The organism is Streptomyces resistomycificus (assembly GCF_001514265.1).
GTDB classification, from domain to species: Bacteria; Actinomycetota; Actinomycetes; order Streptomycetales; family Streptomycetaceae; genus Streptomyces; species Streptomyces resistomycificus.
In genome coordinates this window covers 256,024-272,580 of sequence record NZ_KQ948990.1, presented here as the reverse complement: position 1 = coordinate 272,580, position 16,557 = coordinate 256,024, and the positions used below count along the sequence as shown (strand labels likewise).

Annotated in this window: 27 protein-coding genes; 26 read left to right on the top strand and 1 reads right to left on the bottom strand. The window is 70.1% G+C overall.

What is annotated here, in order from left to right; translation table 11 throughout:
* Positions 1–94 precede the first annotated feature (94 nt).
* The 14 genes from AQJ84_RS11310 (at position 95) to AQJ84_RS43435 (ending at position 8,181) form a co-directional block, all read left to right on the top strand.
* A complete protein-coding gene (locus AQJ84_RS11310; RefSeq protein ID WP_030040169.1) occupies positions 95–1,363 on the top strand; it encodes an HNH endonuclease in 1,269 nt (422 codons plus the stop codon).
* A complete protein-coding gene (locus tag AQJ84_RS11305) occupies positions 1,363–2,214 on the top strand; it encodes a hypothetical protein (RefSeq protein WP_030040170.1) in 852 nt (283 codons plus the stop codon). The genes AQJ84_RS11310 and AQJ84_RS11305 overlap by 1 nt, the downstream gene beginning before the upstream one ends.
* Positions 2,211–2,969, top strand: coding sequence for a zinc finger domain-containing protein (locus AQJ84_RS11300; protein ID WP_051869837.1), 759 nt, complete (start codon positions 2,211–2,213; stop codon positions 2,967–2,969). The genes AQJ84_RS11305 and AQJ84_RS11300 overlap by 4 nt, the downstream gene beginning before the upstream one ends.
* On the top strand, positions 2,966–3,289 hold the full coding sequence (locus tag AQJ84_RS11295; protein WP_037802779.1) for a hypothetical protein: 324 nt from the start codon (positions 2,966–2,968) through the stop codon (positions 3,287–3,289). Before AQJ84_RS11300 ends, AQJ84_RS11295 begins: the two co-directional genes overlap by 4 nt.
* Complete coding sequence (locus tag AQJ84_RS11290; RefSeq protein WP_030040172.1) at positions 3,286–3,591, top strand: zinc finger domain-containing protein; 306 nt, start codon at positions 3,286–3,288, stop codon at positions 3,589–3,591. Before AQJ84_RS11295 ends, AQJ84_RS11290 begins: the two co-directional genes overlap by 4 nt.
* Entirely contained in the window at positions 3,588–3,884 is a 297-nt protein-coding gene (locus AQJ84_RS11285; RefSeq protein WP_051869838.1) for a hypothetical protein, read from the top strand. Before AQJ84_RS11290 ends, AQJ84_RS11285 begins: the two co-directional genes overlap by 4 nt.
* Positions 3,881–4,093, top strand: a complete 213-nt coding sequence (locus AQJ84_RS11280; protein WP_030040173.1) for a hypothetical protein — start codon at positions 3,881–3,883, stop codon at positions 4,091–4,093. The genes AQJ84_RS11285 and AQJ84_RS11280 overlap by 4 nt, the downstream gene beginning before the upstream one ends.
* Positions 4,094–4,178: 85 nt before the next feature.
* Positions 4,179–4,634 carry a hypothetical protein gene (locus tag AQJ84_RS11275; protein ID WP_053192034.1) on the top strand — a complete coding sequence of 152 codons (456 nt, stop codon included), beginning with the start codon at positions 4,179–4,181 and terminating at the stop codon, positions 4,632–4,634.
* Positions 4,631–4,963 (top strand): hypothetical protein, encoded by a 333-nt coding sequence (locus AQJ84_RS43005; RefSeq protein WP_053192033.1) that lies wholly within the window; start codon positions 4,631–4,633, stop codon positions 4,961–4,963. Before AQJ84_RS11275 ends, AQJ84_RS43005 begins: the two co-directional genes overlap by 4 nt.
* 30 nt (positions 4,964–4,993) lie before the next feature.
* Positions 4,994–5,776 (top strand): DNA-methyltransferase, encoded by a 783-nt coding sequence (locus AQJ84_RS11265; RefSeq protein ID WP_030040176.1) that lies wholly within the window; start codon positions 4,994–4,996, stop codon positions 5,774–5,776.
* A gap of 59 nt (positions 5,777–5,835) precedes the next feature.
* The gene (locus AQJ84_RS43000; protein WP_157874980.1) at positions 5,836–6,123 is read left to right on the top strand and encodes a hypothetical protein; all 288 of its coding nucleotides are present in this window, start codon (positions 5,836–5,838) and stop codon (positions 6,121–6,123) included.
* 76 nt (positions 6,124–6,199) lie between these two features.
* Positions 6,200–7,477, top strand: a complete 1,278-nt coding sequence (locus AQJ84_RS11260) for a hypothetical protein (protein ID WP_030040177.1) — start codon at positions 6,200–6,202, stop codon at positions 7,475–7,477.
* 1 nt (position 7,478) lies between these two features.
* A complete protein-coding gene (locus tag AQJ84_RS11255; protein ID WP_030040178.1) occupies positions 7,479–7,721 on the top strand; it encodes a hypothetical protein in 243 nt (80 codons plus the stop codon).
* A 289-nt stretch (positions 7,722–8,010) separates the two neighbouring features.
* Entirely contained in the window at positions 8,011–8,181 is a 171-nt protein-coding gene (locus AQJ84_RS43435; RefSeq protein ID WP_164873062.1) for a hypothetical protein, read from the top strand.
* A gap of 65 nt (positions 8,182–8,246) precedes the next feature.
* Here AQJ84_RS43435 and AQJ84_RS11245 read toward each other — a convergent pair whose 3' ends face one another.
* On the bottom strand, positions 8,247–8,522 hold the full coding sequence (locus tag AQJ84_RS11245) for a hypothetical protein (protein ID WP_051869839.1): 276 nt from the start codon (positions 8,520–8,522) through the stop codon (positions 8,247–8,249).
* Positions 8,523–8,798: 276 nt separating this feature from the next.
* Here AQJ84_RS11245 and AQJ84_RS11240 point away from each other — a divergent pair, with 276 nt between their 5' ends.
* From AQJ84_RS11240 to AQJ84_RS11195, 12 genes are all read left to right on the top strand, one after another.
* The gene (locus AQJ84_RS11240; RefSeq protein WP_030040181.1) at positions 8,799–9,554 is read left to right on the top strand and encodes a GntR family transcriptional regulator; all 756 of its coding nucleotides are present in this window, start codon (positions 8,799–8,801) and stop codon (positions 9,552–9,554) included.
* Positions 9,555–9,699: 145 nt separating this feature from the next.
* Positions 9,700–9,921 carry a helix-turn-helix domain-containing protein gene (locus AQJ84_RS11235; protein WP_030040182.1) on the top strand — a complete coding sequence of 74 codons (222 nt, stop codon included), beginning with the start codon at positions 9,700–9,702 and terminating at the stop codon, positions 9,919–9,921.
* The gene (locus tag AQJ84_RS11230) at positions 9,922–10,611 is read left to right on the top strand and encodes an HNH endonuclease signature motif containing protein (RefSeq protein WP_053192031.1); all 690 of its coding nucleotides are present in this window, start codon (positions 9,922–9,924) and stop codon (positions 10,609–10,611) included.
* Positions 10,608–10,781 (top strand): hypothetical protein, encoded by a 174-nt coding sequence (locus AQJ84_RS42995; RefSeq protein WP_157874979.1) that lies wholly within the window; start codon positions 10,608–10,610, stop codon positions 10,779–10,781. The genes AQJ84_RS11230 and AQJ84_RS42995 overlap by 4 nt, the downstream gene beginning before the upstream one ends.
* Positions 10,781–11,119 (top strand): hypothetical protein, encoded by a 339-nt coding sequence (locus tag AQJ84_RS11225; protein ID WP_030040184.1) that lies wholly within the window; start codon positions 10,781–10,783, stop codon positions 11,117–11,119. Before AQJ84_RS42995 ends, AQJ84_RS11225 begins: the two co-directional genes overlap by 1 nt.
* On the top strand, positions 11,116–11,292 hold the full coding sequence (locus tag AQJ84_RS42990) for a hypothetical protein (protein ID WP_157874978.1): 177 nt from the start codon (positions 11,116–11,118) through the stop codon (positions 11,290–11,292). Before AQJ84_RS11225 ends, AQJ84_RS42990 begins: the two co-directional genes overlap by 4 nt.
* A gap of 171 nt (positions 11,293–11,463) precedes the next feature.
* On the top strand, positions 11,464–11,661 hold the full coding sequence (locus tag AQJ84_RS11220) for a hypothetical protein (RefSeq protein ID WP_030040185.1): 198 nt from the start codon (positions 11,464–11,466) through the stop codon (positions 11,659–11,661).
* Entirely contained in the window at positions 11,661–12,041 is a 381-nt protein-coding gene (locus AQJ84_RS11215; protein WP_053192029.1) for a RapZ C-terminal domain-containing protein, read from the top strand. The genes AQJ84_RS11220 and AQJ84_RS11215 overlap by 1 nt, the downstream gene beginning before the upstream one ends.
* Positions 12,042–12,132: 91 nt before the next feature.
* The gene (locus AQJ84_RS11210; protein ID WP_053192027.1) at positions 12,133–13,497 is read left to right on the top strand and encodes a hypothetical protein; all 1,365 of its coding nucleotides are present in this window, start codon (positions 12,133–12,135) and stop codon (positions 13,495–13,497) included.
* On the top strand, positions 13,497–13,781 hold the full coding sequence (locus AQJ84_RS11205) for a hypothetical protein (protein WP_030040189.1): 285 nt from the start codon (positions 13,497–13,499) through the stop codon (positions 13,779–13,781). The genes AQJ84_RS11210 and AQJ84_RS11205 overlap by 1 nt, the downstream gene beginning before the upstream one ends.
* A complete protein-coding gene (locus AQJ84_RS11200) occupies positions 13,778–14,461 on the top strand; it encodes a hypothetical protein (RefSeq protein WP_030040190.1) in 684 nt (227 codons plus the stop codon). Before AQJ84_RS11205 ends, AQJ84_RS11200 begins: the two co-directional genes overlap by 4 nt.
* A complete protein-coding gene (locus AQJ84_RS11195; RefSeq protein ID WP_030040191.1) occupies positions 14,461–16,536 on the top strand; it encodes an FtsK/SpoIIIE domain-containing protein in 2,076 nt (691 codons plus the stop codon). Before AQJ84_RS11200 ends, AQJ84_RS11195 begins: the two co-directional genes overlap by 1 nt.
* Positions 16,537–16,557: the final 21 nt, after the last annotated feature.

The following is a 16,557-nucleotide window of genomic DNA, read 5'->3' as shown; positions in this document are numbered from 1 at the left end:
CGTGTACGTACACGGGAGCGTTAATTCTCAGTCCCCGTGCGGCTCTTCGCGCTCGCAGACACCGCTGTACAGAACGATCAAAGGACACCAATTCATGCCTGTCTCCAAGCGCCTCCGTTACGAGATCCTCCGCAGGGACAACCACACCTGCCGCTACTGCGGCGCGTCCGCCCCGGACGTACCGCTGCGCGTCGATCACGTCACCCCCGTCGCGCTCGGCGGCACCGACGAACCGACGAACCTCGCCACCAGCTGCGAGCCCTGCAATAGCGGCAAGAGCAGCGCCACCGTCGACTCCGCAGTCGTCGCCGGCGTCAGCGACGACGCCCTCCGCTGGGCCGCCGCCATGAAGCAGGCCGCGGTCAACCTTCAGGAACTGGAGAAGCCGAAGGACGAGTACCGCGACGCATTCCTCGCCGAATGGAACCGGTGGCACGTCGGCAAGGACGAGACCGAGAAGGTCCCGCTGGACGACGGCTGGAAGCAGAGCATCGAACGCTTCCGCGTCGCCGGCATCCCCACCTGGATGTGGGCCGACATCGTCGACGCCGCCATGGCCAACCAGAAGGTCAAGCCCGACAGGACTTTCCGCTACGTCTGCGGCATCGCCTGGAACAAGGTGACTGCCCTGCAGGCGGAGGCGCGAAGGATCGTCGGGGGCGCTCCCGCAGCAGAACCGACGGCAGATTCCCTGATCGAGGCAGCGGTAGACGTCTGGACAAACGAACAGTTCGGCGAGATCGATAACGAAGCTCTGGACAAGTTCCGGGCCAGCGTCCAGCAGTTGCGGAAACGGGAGGATGCTCACCGCGTCCTTTACGCCGCTCAACATGCAGCCTGGTTCGGCGAGGCCGACGCGACCGAGGCGCTCAAGGCGGCGGACCGAGAGGACGCTCTTCAGCAGTGGACCTCTGCCTGGCTCAGTGCGGCAGGGGAGTATCCCGACGACAAGCTCACCCAAGGCATTCAGGCCCAGATCAACACCCTTCTCGACGCCGACATCTACATCGGCCGTGTCGCCCGAGCCGCCGCCTACGCGGGATCCCGGCGAACGGGGCTCCTCCACTTCGGGCTCAGTGAAGAGGAGATGGGCAAGGTCGGCGTAACGGAATACGTCGCGAGGGTTATCGAGACGTGGGCCGGGGCCTTCGAAGCTTCATCCGGGCGCTGGCCAACCCACTCCGAGCGATCCACATTCCTCGAGAACTTGTGGCGAGTGGGCGACGGCGACATCTGGATCGCCGACCTCTACCCGGCAGCAACAGGCGCTGGCGCGTATCAAGACCCAGACCTGAGTACCTGCCTCACCCGGCACCTCTCTGTGTTTGAGATCGCGGCGCGCCCTGTGGGCGGCGAGAACTGATGGCCCGCATCCGCACGATCAAGCCCGAGTTCTTCACCTCGCTCACGATCGCCGACCTCACGCCCGAGCAGCGGCTCACCTTCATTGGCCTGTGGACGCACGCTGACGACGCCGGCCGATGCGTGGACGACGCTCGCCTGATCAAGGCGGCGATCTGGCCGCTCGACGACCGCACCGCGGCCGACATCGAGATCGACCTGAAGGCACTCACTGAGTCCTCACTGATTACTCGCTACACGCTCAATCGAAAGCGGTACATCGCCGTCACGGGCTGGATTGAGCACCAAAGGATCAACCGTCCGACACCAAGCAAGCTTCCGGCCCCCGAAGAGGGCGATCCGACCCCTCCTGACCCTGTGACCAGGCACGACAGCGACTCACTGAATACTCACGCACACCTCAGTGAGGACTCATCACAGGAAAGGAAAGGAAGGGAAGGGAACAGGGAAGGGAAGGGAAACCCCCCTACCCCCCGGCAGTCGTCCGACAGCCCCGCCGTCTCGCAGACGGGCGAGAGGGCCATCGAAGACCGGATGACCGACGCCTTCCTCGATCGCTATCGCGCTGGCAACGCCTACAGCCAGCGCCAGGTACGCAAGGTCATCGCCGACGCCCTCGCCAACGGCACCGACTCGGGAGAGCTCTGGCAAGCCCTCGAGCGCCTCGGCTCCCTGTCGAAGCCCGTCAGCCCCGGCACCCTCCAGTTCGCCTTCTCTGAGATGCGGCAGGCGCACAGCGCCTCCAACGTCATCGCCCTGCCCTCTGGCCAGACCCTCACCGGCACCGACGCGAAGGTCGCTGGCTGGGCCGACATCGCCGCCCAACTCGCTGAGCAAGGAGACTCCGCATGAATCCGACCGAGGCGGCCGAACTCCTCGGCCATGCCGCCGCCTTCGACAACCGCAACCCGTCTGCTGCTGCTGCTGTGGCTTGGGCCGCCGCCCTCGAGGACGTGCCGCTGGACGCGGACGCGAAGGCCGCGGTGGCGCTCTACTACCGGACTCCGCCGCAGAATCCGAACGAGCGGCTGTGGATCCTGCCGCACCACATCCGGACCCTCCGCACGAAGATCCGCAGTGCCCGTCTGGAGAACTTCCAGTACGAGCCCATCGCTGACGAGACCGTGCCGGAGTACCTGGCCCGCCTCCGCGGCCAGACTCAGGCGATCGCCTCCGGGCGCATCCCCGCCCCCACCGGCCGGCTGGCACTGGAGGGCGCCCCGTCCCGCGAGCTGATGGGCGAGCTGGAAGCCCGCGGCTGGGAAGGCAACCGGACCGTCGACGATGAGGACACCGTCGAGGCCGAGCTGATCGACTCGGTGCGCCGTTCTGGCCCGCTGGGCGTCGTGTGCCCGGTGGAGAAGTGCCGGGCGGCGATAGGCAAGCCGTGCAAGGCGCCCGGCGGCACGGACCGTCAGCCGTTGGGGAAGCCGCGTCTGAAGCCGCACAGCGCCCGCCTCCGCGCCGCCAACGGCATCCCTGAGGCCGCCGAGGCGGAGCGGGCCGCCGAGGAGCAGCGGATCCGGCAGATGTCCGCCGCGCACCTCGCCCGCGAAGCCGACGACATCCCCGACGCCGTGATCGTCGACGAGGAGGCCGTGTCGTGACCGCTGACTGGGAGCCGGAGGTCGAAGACATCAAGGCGATGCGTGCGGAGGGCGGGGGAGCGGACCTGAAGGCGTTCATGCGGCAGCAGATCGCCGCCGGCAAAGCCCGCCGCGCCCAGCCGCCGAAACCTGCAGCCCCGAAGCCGCCCGGCCACCGGCCCGGCGCCTGGCCGACCGGCAGCTCCCCGCCCGGCCCGCCACCGGAGTGGTCCCTGCCGAAAGCCGCCTGGGATGCGGCTGTCCGCCACTACCGCAACACCGAGCACTTCCCTGATCAGCCCTGTGACTGCGGCAACTGCCCGCCCAAGGAGACCCGATGACCCTGCACTCCGGCGCCCCGATGCCCGACAGCCTCCGCCACTTCGTCCGAGCCGCCCAGCACCCGGCCCGCGCCGTCCCGTGCCCGCACTGCGGCGCCCACGCACACCGGCCCTGCGTCCTGCGAGCCTCCGGCCGGCAGCTTCCGCAGCCCCACCCGCAGCGGGTGTCCGCCTGGGCCGAGGCCACGGCCTGCTGCCCCGAATGCCAGGTCACGCCCGAGGTGCCCTGCCACGAAGACGGCCGCGCCCGCACCACCGTCCACGCCCGCCGCTACCAGGAAGCCGAGGCCACCGCCGCATGAACGTCATCGTCTGCCGCGCCCGGCGGTACCCGATTCGCCGCATCCTCCGCTGCGTCACCTGCAAGACCCGGCGCCGCATGCTCGTCCAGGACGAAGCCTGGTACGGGCCCACGGTCACCTGTTGTCACTGCGGCGACAGCTGGCAGGACGGCGAGCTGTCCCTGCGTTCCAACAAGCGCGGCTGGCGCAAGGAGGCCGCCGCCAAGGCGACCGCTGAGTGGCTCGCCGCCGGACCCTACGACGCCGCTGCCCACGAGACCTGGCTCCGTGCCGAGATTGGGGAAGCGGCATGACGCCCTACGAGCGCCTCATGGCCGAGGCCCTGCCGACTGGCACGTTCGGCCACGCCCAGCCCGCCCGCCGCCGTTCCGAGCCGGTCTCACGGTGGACGCCTGAGGAGCAGGCCGCGCACCTCGCCACCCTCGAAGCCGAGCTGGACCGGCTCGAAGGCCGCGGTACGGGCAAGCCGAAGCTGCGCGTCATCGAAGGCGAGGCCGCCTGATCCGCCCGTAGTCCCGCGCCCGCCCTGACCGGCCGGCCCACCGCGCGACCCGGTTACCGCCACCACACACGACAGGACACCCCACATGAACCAGCACACCCAGCCCACCCCGCTCACCGCCCAGCAGCTCGACGACATCGACACCCGCGCGAAAGCCGCCACCCCCGGCCCTTGGACGCTGTCAGAGAACTACTCCGACGTCCTCGGCCCCGACGGCCACCAGCTGGCCAGCTACTGGAACCCGACGAGCGAGACCCGCAACGGCGAGTTCATCGCCCACGCCCGCGAGGACGTGCGGACGCTGCTCGCCGAAGTCCGCCGCCTCCGCGCCCGCGTTGCCGAGCTGGAGCGCCCGGCCGTGGAGGCCAAGCGCAACGAGATCCGCCAGTCGTTCGCCGAGTTGGTCACGCAAGCCCGCGAGGACCGCGACTACGAAGGCGCCTTCGACGTCCAGTGCCGCCTTCGCGAGCACGAGGAGCAGTGGCAGCGCGAGGACACCGCCGCCGCCGCTGCTGCTGTGTCTGCTGGGGCCGGCCGATGACCACCACCACGCCGCTGCTGCCGCCGCCGAGCCCCGCGCTCACCGTCCACCAGACCGCCGCCCACATCCGCACCATCGCCGAGGCCGCTCTCGCCGACCTCGACCACGACGACTTCTGGTCCTGCTACGACCGGGCCACCGCCTGGCGGGACGGATTCGAGAACGGCATGGGCGGCGTCTGCTCGCAGCTGGCCGGGCTGTTCACGCCGGAGCTGGCCATCGCCTTCGCGGACTGGCTGGACACGGTCGCCTCGCACAACGCCCGCTACGGGACGCCGCTGCCGGACTTCGCCCTCACGGCCGTCCGTGTTCTGCGCCCCGTGACCTGACCCGCCCCCACACCCGAAGGAGACACACCCATGACCGCCGAAACGCTTGCCCTCGACCTCACCCCGCCCGCCGGCGGCCAGATCCTCCACCAGTCGGAGCGCGCCACGATCATCTGGGGCGACTGCCGTGATCCGCAGATCCTCGCCGCCGTCCCAGACGGGTACGGACTGCTGTGCACCGACCCGCCCTACGGCATCGACTACCGCAGCAACTGGGCCAGCCGCCCCGCCATTGCTGGCGACGACGGCACACAGGACTGGCTGGCGATCCTCGGCGAGTGGGCCGCTCCGGGCGGCAGCCACGATCGCGGCCTCGCCAACTCCCGCCACGTGTACGTGTTCGGCTACCGCTCTGAGGATGCGGCCGAGCCGCTCAGGCTGGGAGCGGTAGCCGATCTCGTCTGGGACAAGATCCTGCTGCCTCAAGGAGACCTCACCACGGCGTGGTCGGCGAGCCACGAACCCATCGCCTTCGGGGTGCACCGCAAGCGGCCTTCCGACCGGTCTTCCGGACGCGGAGGTCTGGCGGCCCGCCTTCGCAAGGGATCGGTCCTGCGCTATCAGCGTCCCAACGGCAACACGCGGCACCCGAATGAGAAGCCGGTACCGCTGCTCGCCGACCTGATCGAGTCCAGCACCCTGCGCGGCGACCTTGTGGTCGACCCGTGCGCCGGATCCGGGACGACGGGCGTGGCCGCTGTGCTGGCTAGTCGCCGCTGCTTTCTCGTCGAGATCGACCGGGCCGCCGCAGAGCTGGCTGCGCAACGTGTGCAGGCTGCCGAGCGAATTGCCGCACAGATCGCCGCAGCGTGACCTGCCAGCCCGGAACGAAAGACCAACCACGGCACCCGCCCCGACCGAGAGGACACGACATGACTGCGTCCGAGGCAGCCGCCACACCGATACCCGGCGATCTGTGCCCCACCCATCGCGCCCACTTCGTCGAATGGCGCCGCAACGACTACAACCCCTGGAACCCGACGGAGTGGCCCGGTGGATGTCACCTCATGGACTCCCGGACCAGCCACGAGGAACGCGCCCGGGACTGGGGCCGCAAGAACCTCCAGGCCATGGAGCAGGTGGCCGCGATATGCCGCTCCGGCCGGTCCCCGCAGTGCGACCACCCTGCCTCTTCGCCGACGGCATCGGCTGCCGCGTGACCACCCGTACAGGACCAGCCGGGCGCGCTCGTATCGCGCCCGGCCGGCGTCTCCGATTCTCTCCGAAGGGACCACCATGACCAACCCGACGCAGCCTGACCCGACGCACGGCCTCACCGTCCAGCAGGCCGACGCCCTCTGGGACGCGGTCGCCATCCCCGGGCCGGGGCAGCCGACGTTCCCGGTGCAGCACGAGCGGGTGTGCCGGGCCGCTGCCGAACTGCTCGCCACCGCGCCGGTGCCGCCGCCGCCCGCCGACCGGGCCACACTCCGCGACCGCATCCGCCGCGCCATCTGTGAGGCCAGCGGCTTCGAGTTCGACGACGACGGCATCGAACCGGACGAGTACGGCGAGCACGCCGACGCGGTGCTGGCCGTGCTGCCGCCCGCCGCCGACCGGGCCGCGCAGGAACTGACCGCCGAGGAAGCCCGCGACCTGGCCGACGAACTGAGCACCGACCTGTACCGCGCTCAGGACGCGCTCGCGTTCGTTGGAGAGTGCTGCGACATCGCCGACCGTGAAGCCCGCCAGATCACCACGGCTGATGTCCGGGAGTGGCTGAAGGGCGCACGCTGCGGACGGCAGCTGCTCGCCGAGCGCGCCGACCGGGCCACACTCCGCGACCGCATCGCCGTAGCGCTTGAACAGGCCGACTACCGGCCCGACATGCGCCGTGGCGACCTCGCCGACGCGATCATGCCCGTTCTGCCGCCGACCACAGACCAGGCCGCCGTCCTGATGTGGGCCGCCGAGGCCGTTGCTGCGCACCCCGGGCCGATCCCTTACCGGCCGCAGCTCGACGAGGACGGCGGCTTCTGGTGGGACACCCGCGACCGCGACGCTGTCGCCACCCTGCTGCGCCGTATGGCCGACGAGGCGCAGCCCGCCCCCACGCCCACCGTCGACCTGCCCGCTGTCCTGCGTGAGGCTGCCGCGCGCGCCGTCCGGCTGCCCATCCCCGACCGCTACCAGCACCACAGCGGGCTGGCTGACGCGTGGGACGCGGGGACACGAGCCGCAGCAGCAGCCGTGCTGCGGGCCGACGAGGAGCAGCAGCAGCCCGACACCGAGACGCCCGGCTGCCCCGACCCGATCGAGTGCGGGCACGAAGCAGCCCTCGGCCAGGCACAGCAGGAGGTGCGCCGCCTCGGCCGCATGGTCGACGAGTACGGGACTGGGGCGTCCGCGCTCACCGGCAAGCTGAAGCGCGTCCGGGATCTGCACCGCGAGGTCTGCCCGGTAGCGCAGGGCGTCCTTCTGCCGCCCGCTGTCGTGTGCGGCCTGTGTGACGTCCTCGATGCGCCCGCCGTCCCGGTGCAGCCTGCGGCAGCCGACACCGACGAGGAGGCCTGACATGGCCGCCGAACTCACCCGCCGTTTCGTCACCCGCCAACTCCAACTCACGGTCGAGGAACTGGAACGCGAGGCCGAGCGACTCGCCGTCGCCGCCCGGATCTACGCCGACGAGATCGCTGCCGGACGACACGGGAGCGCCCACCGCCTCGCGCAGGACGCCGCCGCACTGGCGCTGACGGAACGGCGGCTGGCGGGGATGCGGGAGATCGCCGGACTACTCGACGAGGGGCCCACGTCGTGATCGGGGAGGCGGTCGACACGGTGGTCACGGTCGGGTGGGCGCTCGCCGCGTGGATTGCCGCGCTCGCCTTCGTCGCCGCGGTGGTTCTGCACTCGGTGGTGGCGGCCGTGTGGTGGGCGGGGCGGGTGCTGTGGCGGGGCGTGACGGCGGCTCTGGCCGCAACAGGCCCGAGAACGGCCCTGAGTGCCCCTCTCACGACCGAACAGCCCGACGCGGTCCCGGAGCCGCCAGCACCCGCAGAACGGCGCACAGCGCCTCACCGCCCCGCGTGGGCCCGAAAGGAGGCCGCATGACCGGCCCCTCATCCAAACCCCGCGGCGAGCGTGCGCCGGCCCCGGGCGTCACCTGGGAGCAGCAACTCGTCCGCGCCGAGCAGGTCGTCGACGACACCGCCCCCGACCCCACACCGAACCGCGCCACCCGACGCGCAGCCGCGCGCGCCGCATGGAGGACCAAGTGACCGACCAGGCTCGGCCATGACGAAGGCCCCCGCTCCAACCGGAGCGGGGGCCTTCAGGCGTGCGGTCAGCCGCGCGTCACCTCGAACGGCGCCGGCAGCGGCGGAGCATCCAGCTCGAGCCCCTCCGCGAGGAGCATCCGCGCCGCCGTATCCCGCTCGAAGACGGACCGGCCGGGCGGCATCGACAGAATGCGCCTGCCGCTCCGATGCTCCACGAACGCGCCGAAGAACGTGCGGTCCGTGATGCTGCTGTCGACCAGCTCGACGTCCAACTCGGCCAGCAGCTGGGGGAGCGGGGCGTCGAGCAGGTGGTCCAGGAGGGGGGAGAGCGTTACAGTCATGGGCAGACTCCAATCTCAGCAGGATTGAGTTGCTTAGGCGGGTGGCGACCCGCCGCTTCTTCGGCCGGACGGTGGCGACCGTCCGGCCGTTTTCGTGCGTGGGCGTGCAAAGCGTTGCCGTGGTGTGCGCACTGTCACAACGCGACTACGCCAACGTAGCGCTCTAGAGCAATTGACGCCAGTCTCTCGCCTGGATCTGCCAAAGGTGCGCATTGACCAGCGCTGATGTAGAGCAGGTAGCGTTGCTCTAGATGAATCCGTCCCTAAGGAGAGCCTGTGCCACGCAAGCCCGGCGAGCCGCACAAGTACCGGGAGATCGCCGACGACCTGCGTAGGCGGATCAGCGCCGACGAGTTCGGCGAGAAGCGCAAGCTGCCCTCTGAGCGGGATCTGCGCGCCAATTACGACGTTTCGCAGATGACCGTCCGCCAAGCTCTCGGCGTGCTGCGCGATGAGGGCCTGATCGAGTCGCGGGTTGGCTCTGGCTGGTATGTCGCCGAATGGCGGCCCATCGTTCGCAACGCCCTCAAGCGTCTCTCGACCTCTCAGTGGGGCGAAGGGCGATCGATGTGGGACGTCGACATTGACGACCGGCAGCTTGAGGCGCGGGATGTGCAAATTGAGCTGGTCGACGCTCCGGCGGATGTAGCCCGCGCCCTCGACCTGGAAGAGGGCGAGTCGGTGTGGCGGCGGAATCGCCGCTACGTAGTGGAAGGGGAAGTCGTCATGCGTGCGACCTCGTACATCCCGGACGACCTCGCGCGCGGCACGCGCATTACGCAGATCGACTCCGGCCCGGGCGGCACCTATGCGCGACTCCGTGAAGCGGGACACGGGCCGGTGCAGTTCCGTGAGCAGTTGCGTTGTCGATTGGCGACCCCGGCGGAGGTTGACGACCTGCACCTGGCGGCCGGTGCGCCCGTTGTGGAGCAGCACCGCTCAGCGATGCGAGCGGATGGTCGCGTCGTCGAGATCAATCGAATGATTCTGGACGCTTCGCGGTTCCTCCTGGTGTACGACTTCCCGGCCTGACCTGCCGCTTCTTGGCCTCCACTCAACGGGTGGGGGCTTTTTTGTTGTCTTAGAAGTGGTCCATCTGCTCTAGAGCTATTGATTGCTCTGGAGCAATCTGCTTCTATCTAGGTGTCCACCCCAGTCGACCGCAGGGGAGCACCTAGTGACGTCTGCATCTGTCGCCCCCACGGGCGACTACCTGACCACCGGGCAGGTGGCGAAGCGCATCGGCAGTACGCCCCAGCACGTGCGCGGCCTCATCACCTCCGGACGGTTGTCCGCCATCAACATCGCCAAGGGAGCCGGGCGCCCCCGCTTCCGAGTCGCCGAATCCACGCTGGCCGAGTTCCTGCGCACCGCGCAGGTCCCGAGTGAGGTGGCCTAGGTGAAGTCCACACAGCCCGCTCTCGACAGCCTGAAGCCGGTCACGTTGCCGTCTGGCCTGAGCCGCAAGTTCACCCAGGCGGAACTGGACAGGCTCTGGTCTCGTGCCTCCGAGAACGAGGCCGGCTGCTGGATTTGGAACGGGCCGCGCTACAAGGCTGGCTACGGCCGGTTCTACCTGGGGCAGATGGGCATGTACGCACACCGCGTGATGTACATGCTTCTCGTCGGTGAGATCGCCCAGGGCCTGCACATCGATCACCTCTGCCGGGTGCGCGAGTGCTGCAACCCGGATCACCTGGAGCCGGTCACTTGCCGAGAGAACATCATGCGCTCGCCGATAGCCCCGGCGGCCCTCAATGCGAGCAAGACCCATTGCAAGCGGGGCCACTCCCTATCCGGCAACAACCTCAGCGTTGACCCGGACGGAGGTCGGCGCTGCCGGGTCTGCTCCATCACCTCCGCGCGAGAGAGGCAGGCGGCTGCCGCCGGCACGCCTCTCAACGAACCGCCGATCGGCGTGGCTGCTCCGCTTGTGCCGCGTCGGAGCCGAGGAGCCGATGCGTGCGCCAAGGGGCACGCGCTCGACTCGCAGAACACGTACACCGACCCGAAGGGCTACAAGCACTGCCGTGCCTGTCGGGCCGCAGCCAGCAGCCGTTCCGAAGCCAGGAAGAAGGCACGCCGATGACTACCGTTACTGCTGCGCCCGTGCGCGCCGATCACCAGGCGCCGCTGTCGGCTGCCGACCGCGCCGCCCACGAGGCCGCGTCTTACGTCCGCACCGCCCCGCTTCCGCCGGCTGCTGGCGATGCGATGCGCAGCCTGGAGCGGAAGCTCGCCGCCAAGGGTGGTGCGTGATGGCCGGGGAGTCGACGGAGGTGTATCTCCGTCGGTGGCAGCGTTCCGCGCACCTGGTGCTCGGTGACCTGCTGGCTTTCGATGATCTGCCCGCGATGGCGTGGACGATCGCCGTGTCGGGTGCGATCACCGGCACCGCCGATTCCCTGACCGCGACGCCCGACGAGACGCGCCGTGCCTTCGTGGCGTGGGCGGGCCGGCTGGGCTCGCAGTGGTCGGAGCGCACCGATTCGGCGGGCGCCATCCACCTGTACGCCCCCTTCACGTGGAAGCAGTCGGAGCCGGTGGGCGCCATCCGGGCCACGATCTACCCGACGTTCGACGGCGGTGAAGCGTGACCGCCCCGACGCTGGCCCGAATCCCCGCGGACGCTTCCGACGACCTGGTCCTGCGCCTGTACCAGGAGACGGCCCGGCAGACGCCGGACGGTCAGCGGTCGACCTGCCAGATCCACCTGAACTGGGTGGACAAGTGCTCGCACCTGCACGGGGAGGGTGCGCGTCGTGGCTGAGCACGAGCGGACGAAGCCCGAGCTTCCGATCCGGCCGCCCCGCCCCCACCCCCAGGGCTGAACGCCCCTAGACCGCCGCGGTTGGCGGTGTCCGCCCCCGTCCCGCCAGCCGCGGCCCCCACTTCCCGCACCACCTCCCTTCCTTCTGTTGACCACTCGAAAGGCACTGCCATGTCTCTGACCCTGATCACGTCTGCCCCGTCGTCCGATGCGGCCTACCGCGAGGGTCTGATCCGCCGCTACCTGGCCGCCAGGGACAGGTTCGCCGAGTTGGCCCTGCTCGCCGAGGCGGCCCGCTACGACAAGGCCAACCCGGGCGCGTCGCTCACGGACGAGCTGCTCGGCGCCAGCCTCGGGGACGTCGCCTGATGGCTACGGTCACGGTCGTCTCCTTCGGCTACCTGCACGACGCCCCGCCCGCAGCGGACCTGACGGTGGATCTTCGCCACCACTTCCGGGACCCGCACGTATCCCCGGAGCTCCGCTACATGACCGCGAAGGACCGGGAAGTGCGGGACGCGGTGATGGGCACGCCGGGAATCCGGCAGCTGGTCGCGGCCGCCGCGGAAGCGGTCACCGCGTTCGCTGCCGGCCCGTCCGCCGGGGACATCACCGTCGCCGCAGGTTGTGCAGGCGGCCGGCACCGCGCCCCCACCGTGGCCCGCGCCCTCGCCACCCGCCTGATCGCCGCGGGGCACGCCGTGATCGTCCAGCACCGGGACATCGACAAGCCCGTCGTACAGCGCTGAACCCCGATCGGTGGCGGCGGATCCCCCCCCCCCGCCGCCACGGTCCCCATCTTGAACCGTCGTAGCTGACCACCGAAGGGACTTGACCGCCATGACTGCCAGCCCGCCGAAGGTGAACGGCCACGCCAGGCCGCCGGCCCTGCAGGTGCTGGGGGACTGGCAGCCCATAGAGGCCACCCCCACCCAGGCCAACACCCCCACCGAGCCCGCGGCCACCGTTGACAGCGACATCGTCGCCCAGGCCAAGGCCGAGGCGATCCGCGCCCAGGCGTGGGCCGACTCCGAGCAGCAGCGCATCGCGGCCGAAGCGGAGAAGGAAGCAGCGCTAAAACTCGCCGAGGCCGAAGCCGACGCGATCCGCGTCAGGGCGGAGGAGGAGGCGCGCAAGCAGCGTCTCGCCAACGACCGTGCCGAGCGCAAGGCCACCGAGGAGCAGGCCGCGTCGGATGCGCGGATCGCCGAGCATCATCGACGCCGCGACGAAGCCGACCGTGCCCGCCAGAACGCCGCCCGGCAGGAAGCAGAGCAGCGGATCGCCGCTGAGGCCGAGGCCAGCGAAGTCGCCGAAGCGGAGAACCGGTGGCGCGGATACGCACGCAGCTTCTACATCGTCTGCGCGATCGTGGCTTTGCCCGTTCAGGTCGCCGCGTTCTACAACCCCAAGGCGCTGTGGCTGATGGCCGCGCCGCTCATGCTTGAGGGCGGCGCCTGGGTCGTCCTGAAGGGCGCCGCTGCCGCAGTGGCCGCCCACCGGCCGCACTGGCACTACCGGCTGATCGCCTGGCTGCTCGCGTTCATCGCCGCCAGCATCAACCTGTGGCACGGCATGCACGCATTCGACCCGGCCACCGCGATCGGTACCGCGTTCGCGTCGATCGCCGGCCCCGGCGTGTGGGACCTCCACGAGCACGGACGGATCCGCAAGCGCGACGGAGTCCTCACCCGCCGGGAGCGGAAGGCGGCCGAGAAGGAAACGAAGCGGATCGCCGCCGAGCGGGCTGCCGAGGAGAAGCGTCGCGCCGCCGAGAAGGAGACCGCCGACAAGGCCGCCGCGCAAGCAGCCAAGGAGTTGGCTGAGCGTCGCGCAAAGCTCTTCCCGAAGGTGTGGGAGCACGCCGAGAAGCTCGCCACGGACCTCGGCGAGACGACCGTCACCGAGGCGATCTGGGAGCAGGCCAAGCTCGACGTCGAGGGCGCACCTCCTGGCCAGTCCGCGGACGTCATCCGCATGCGCAACGCCGCCGAAGCGCGGGTCGCAGCAGCCCGCGAAAAGCGCTCCGTAAACGGATCAACACCGCAGGTCGCTTCGCAAATGCTCGGCACCAAGAAGACCCGCGTCTACAACCCGCCCGCGCGCCCCGGACGGCGCACCAAGGGCGATACCCCGAAGCAGTCGCCGGGCGCTCGCCGCCAGGCATCCATCGCTGCCAAGAACGCCCGCCAGAAGGACCAGTGATGGCCCACGGATCCCGACGATTCACCGTCCTCGACCACGCGGCCCGACTCGCCGACACCCTCGCCCACGCGGCCCGCATCTTCATCACGCTCGCTACCCGGCAGGCGTCCTGGTCCCTCACCGACCTGTACGCCGCCGCCGCAGCAGCCCGGTTCACCGCAGCCCACCACCTCATCGAACGAGCCGAAACCCAGCTCGGTAACGACCCGGAAGCCGACCTGATCCAAATCCGTCAGCCGCTCTGGTTCGGAGCGACCACCATCCACGAGGAGACCGACGCATGAGCAGCGTGTACAACTGGGCGGACGACAACGACTCCGGCATGACGCAGGCCCCGCCCCGGCCGGTCGCCCCGCCGCGCCAGGCCCCGCCCCGCCCGCGGCAGGACCCGCCGGCCACCTCGTCCCGCGCCGCCCGTGTTGCCGGCGCAGCTGGTGCCGCCGCAGGCGGATTCGCCGGAGGCCTGGGCAGCGCGTTCACGCCCCCGATCAACGTCCACGTCAACGGGGGCGGCCGCGGAGGCGGAAACAACGGCGGAGGTCGCAACAACGACGACACCCCCGCCAGCGGATCCGGCAGCCACCACCGCGGCGACGGCATGATCTCCGCGATCGAACGGATCGAGTTCCGCAACGAGAAGGACATCATCGACCTCGCCAAGGCCATCAACCGGCTCGGCCGCGAACTCCACTTCATCATCAGCATGCGCGCCGAAGAGATCAACGGCGTCCTGTCCACCTACAAGGGCCACTGGTACACCTTCGGCGCCAGCAGCCGCGTCAAAGCCCGCCTGGTCTCCGCCCACCTGAAGGTGTCCGCCGAAGCGGCCAAAGCTCTCGGTGTCGGCGCGCTGAAGATGGCGCACGCCTTCGACCGGCACTTCATCAAGCCCGAGCAGGACGCCCGTAACAAGCAGCGGGGCGCCAAGCAGGCCCGCCCGCAGTTCACGATCGGAGACGAGTGATGGCGCGCACCGCCACCCGCAGCCCCCGCCAGCCGGTCAACACCTCCACCGACCTTGTGCCCGTCGGGCGGGGAGGCTTCATCTCCCACCTCGCGGGCAAGGCAATGCCGTACACGTCGCCGTGGATCGGCGCCTACACGCTGCCCCCCATGGCCGGGTTCGCCACCAACCAGATGTGGGGCGACAGTGCCCTGTCCGCCGGGCTGGCGTCCGCCGGCCTCGGCGTCGCGGGAGTCGTCCTCAGCGCCGTGACCTGGCATGCGGCGGGCGGCAGCAACAAGTTCCGCCGCTACCGGCGCACTCAGGCCACCGCGTCCGTCGCCGCCGGGATGGGCTGGCTGACCTGCGCCACCGCCGCCGGACCGTTCGGCTCCCCGATGATCGACCTGTGGCTCCTCGGGGGCGGCGTGTTCGCCGCCTCCTGGAACATCCGGCAGCTGATGCGCAACGCCCACGACGAGACCGAACCAGTCGAGGAGAAGAACAGCCTCGGGAAGATCGCCGAGGCGATCGGCCTGGAAAAGCTCACGGTCAAGTCGGCCAAGGGCAACGGCAAGGGCATGGTCCAGGCGCCCATCGAGCTGGCCGCCGGCCAGACCATGGACGACGTCCAGGCCGCCCTGCCCAAGCTGGCCGCCGCCATGCAAGTGCCGACCTCCGGCGCCACCATCGCCCGCAACCAGGAAAACGCCGGCCGGGGAACCCTCAACATTCGCGTCGCCGACCTCCTCAAGGACGGCGTCCAGTTCATCCCGCCCGTCCGCCTCGGCCAGCTGCCCAACGAGCCGATTCCGCTCGGCCTGTACGCCGACGGCGAGACCTTCATCATCAACCCGTTCGACGCCGACATCCTCCAGCACCTCCTCGTCATGGGAGTCACCGGCGCCGGCAAGTCCGAATTCGCCCGCGGCCTCATCGCCCACCTGGCCACCCGCCGCAAGATGACCATCTTCCTCGCCGACTGCTCCAAGGGCCGCCAGTCCATGGGGCACATCGCCGACGGCGTCGACTGGTTCCTCACCGACGGCCGCGAGGTCAAGCACCTCCTTAAGGCGCTGCCCGGCGCCATCAAGGTCCGCGGCGACGTCCTCGCCGACGAGGGCCTCGACCAGTGGACGCCGAAGTCCAGCCTCAACGCGATGGTGCTGTGGCTCGAGGAAGCAGCCGACCTGGCGGACTTCAGCGAGCTCGACCGGATCGCCCGCGCCGCCCGCTCCGTGGGGATCTGGCTCGTCGTCTCCCTGCAGCGAGCGACCTGGACCAACGTGTCCACCGACGTCCGCGCCAACCTGCAGGCCTCGGCCTGTTTCGGCGTCGACGAGGCAGGAGACGCCGGGTTCGGGCTGCCCGACCGGGTCATCGAGGCCGGCGCCGTACCCGACTGGGGATCCGACCGGCCCGGCTACGCCTTCGCCACCGGCATGGGCATCGACCAGAGCCGCTGGGCGATGGAGTGGCGCTCCGGTCTCACCGACCGCGCCTACCTGGCCGCGCTCGTCGCCGCCGGGGCCGAGCACCGCGACCCGCTCGACGAGGCGACCGCGACCGCCCTCGGCGCCGCCTACGCCCAGCGAGCCCACCGCGGAACGAACCGCCTCAACCCCGCCCCCACCGGTCAGCTGGCTACGGCGGCGCACGTACTGGAAGAAGCCGGAGCCGACTTGACCACCCTGCCGTCCGCACAGGAAGAAGCCATCACTGTGGAGATCGAGGACGCCTACAGCGAGGTCATGGGCCTCATCCCCAACGATCCGGAGCCTGACGCGGACTACTCCGGGATCGATCTCGACGGGTCCCTGCCCGAGGTTCCGGCCGACGCCGGCATGCAGTTCGAGCGCCGCGATCGGCTCGGCACAGCAGAGGCGCGGCAGGTCATCCACGAGCAGATCGACCAGTGGCTGCAGGCCCGCCAGTTGACGTTCCAGCCCGCCGATCTGGGCCCGGCGGCCGTGTCCGCGGGGCGGGGCAAGCCGTGGCTCCAGGGCGAGCTGAAGAGGCTGGTCACGGAGGGCGTCCTCCGACGTGATGGTTACGGTGAGTACACGATTCTCCAGTCGCCTCTGATTCCCGCCTGACGGTCACACAGCGTCACCTGA

Coding starts and splice junctions, on each gene's coding strand:
- AQJ84_RS11225 (WP_030040184.1), top strand. CDS start 10,781: ATGGCCGGGGAGTCGACGGAGGTGTATCTCCGTCGGTGGCAGCGTTCC.
- AQJ84_RS11260 (WP_030040177.1), top strand. CDS start 6,200: ATGACCAACCCGACGCAGCCTGACCCGACGCACGGCCTCACCGTCCAG.
- AQJ84_RS11305 (WP_030040170.1), top strand. CDS start 1,363: ATGGCCCGCATCCGCACGATCAAGCCCGAGTTCTTCACCTCGCTCACG.
- AQJ84_RS11245 (WP_051869839.1), bottom strand. CDS start 8,522: ATGACTGTAACGCTCTCCCCCCTCCTGGACCACCTGCTCGACGCCCCG.
- AQJ84_RS11255 (WP_030040178.1), top strand. CDS start 7,479: ATGGCCGCCGAACTCACCCGCCGTTTCGTCACCCGCCAACTCCAACTC.
- AQJ84_RS11200 (WP_030040190.1), top strand. CDS start 13,778: ATGAGCAGCGTGTACAACTGGGCGGACGACAACGACTCCGGCATGACG.
- AQJ84_RS11265 (WP_030040176.1), top strand. CDS start 4,994: ATGACCGCCGAAACGCTTGCCCTCGACCTCACCCCGCCCGCCGGCGGC.
- AQJ84_RS11215 (WP_053192029.1), top strand. CDS start 11,661: ATGGCTACGGTCACGGTCGTCTCCTTCGGCTACCTGCACGACGCCCCG.
- AQJ84_RS11195 (WP_030040191.1), top strand. CDS start 14,461: ATGGCGCGCACCGCCACCCGCAGCCCCCGCCAGCCGGTCAACACCTCC.
- AQJ84_RS11285 (WP_051869838.1), top strand. CDS start 3,588: ATGAACGTCATCGTCTGCCGCGCCCGGCGGTACCCGATTCGCCGCATC.
- AQJ84_RS11220 (WP_030040185.1), top strand. CDS start 11,464: ATGTCTCTGACCCTGATCACGTCTGCCCCGTCGTCCGATGCGGCCTAC.
- AQJ84_RS11280 (WP_030040173.1), top strand. CDS start 3,881: ATGACGCCCTACGAGCGCCTCATGGCCGAGGCCCTGCCGACTGGCACG.
- AQJ84_RS43005 (WP_053192033.1), top strand. CDS start 4,631: ATGACCACCACCACGCCGCTGCTGCCGCCGCCGAGCCCCGCGCTCACC.
- AQJ84_RS11210 (WP_053192027.1), top strand. CDS start 12,133: ATGACTGCCAGCCCGCCGAAGGTGAACGGCCACGCCAGGCCGCCGGCC.
- AQJ84_RS42995 (WP_157874979.1), top strand. CDS start 10,608: ATGACTACCGTTACTGCTGCGCCCGTGCGCGCCGATCACCAGGCGCCG.
- AQJ84_RS11205 (WP_030040189.1), top strand. CDS start 13,497: ATGGCCCACGGATCCCGACGATTCACCGTCCTCGACCACGCGGCCCGA.
- AQJ84_RS11290 (WP_030040172.1), top strand. CDS start 3,286: ATGACCCTGCACTCCGGCGCCCCGATGCCCGACAGCCTCCGCCACTTC.
- AQJ84_RS11275 (WP_053192034.1), top strand. CDS start 4,179: ATGAACCAGCACACCCAGCCCACCCCGCTCACCGCCCAGCAGCTCGAC.
- AQJ84_RS43000 (WP_157874980.1), top strand. CDS start 5,836: ATGACTGCGTCCGAGGCAGCCGCCACACCGATACCCGGCGATCTGTGC.
- AQJ84_RS43435 (WP_164873062.1), top strand. CDS start 8,011: ATGACCGGCCCCTCATCCAAACCCCGCGGCGAGCGTGCGCCGGCCCCG.
- AQJ84_RS11310 (WP_030040169.1), top strand. CDS start 95: ATGCCTGTCTCCAAGCGCCTCCGTTACGAGATCCTCCGCAGGGACAAC.
- AQJ84_RS11300 (WP_051869837.1), top strand. CDS start 2,211: ATGAATCCGACCGAGGCGGCCGAACTCCTCGGCCATGCCGCCGCCTTC.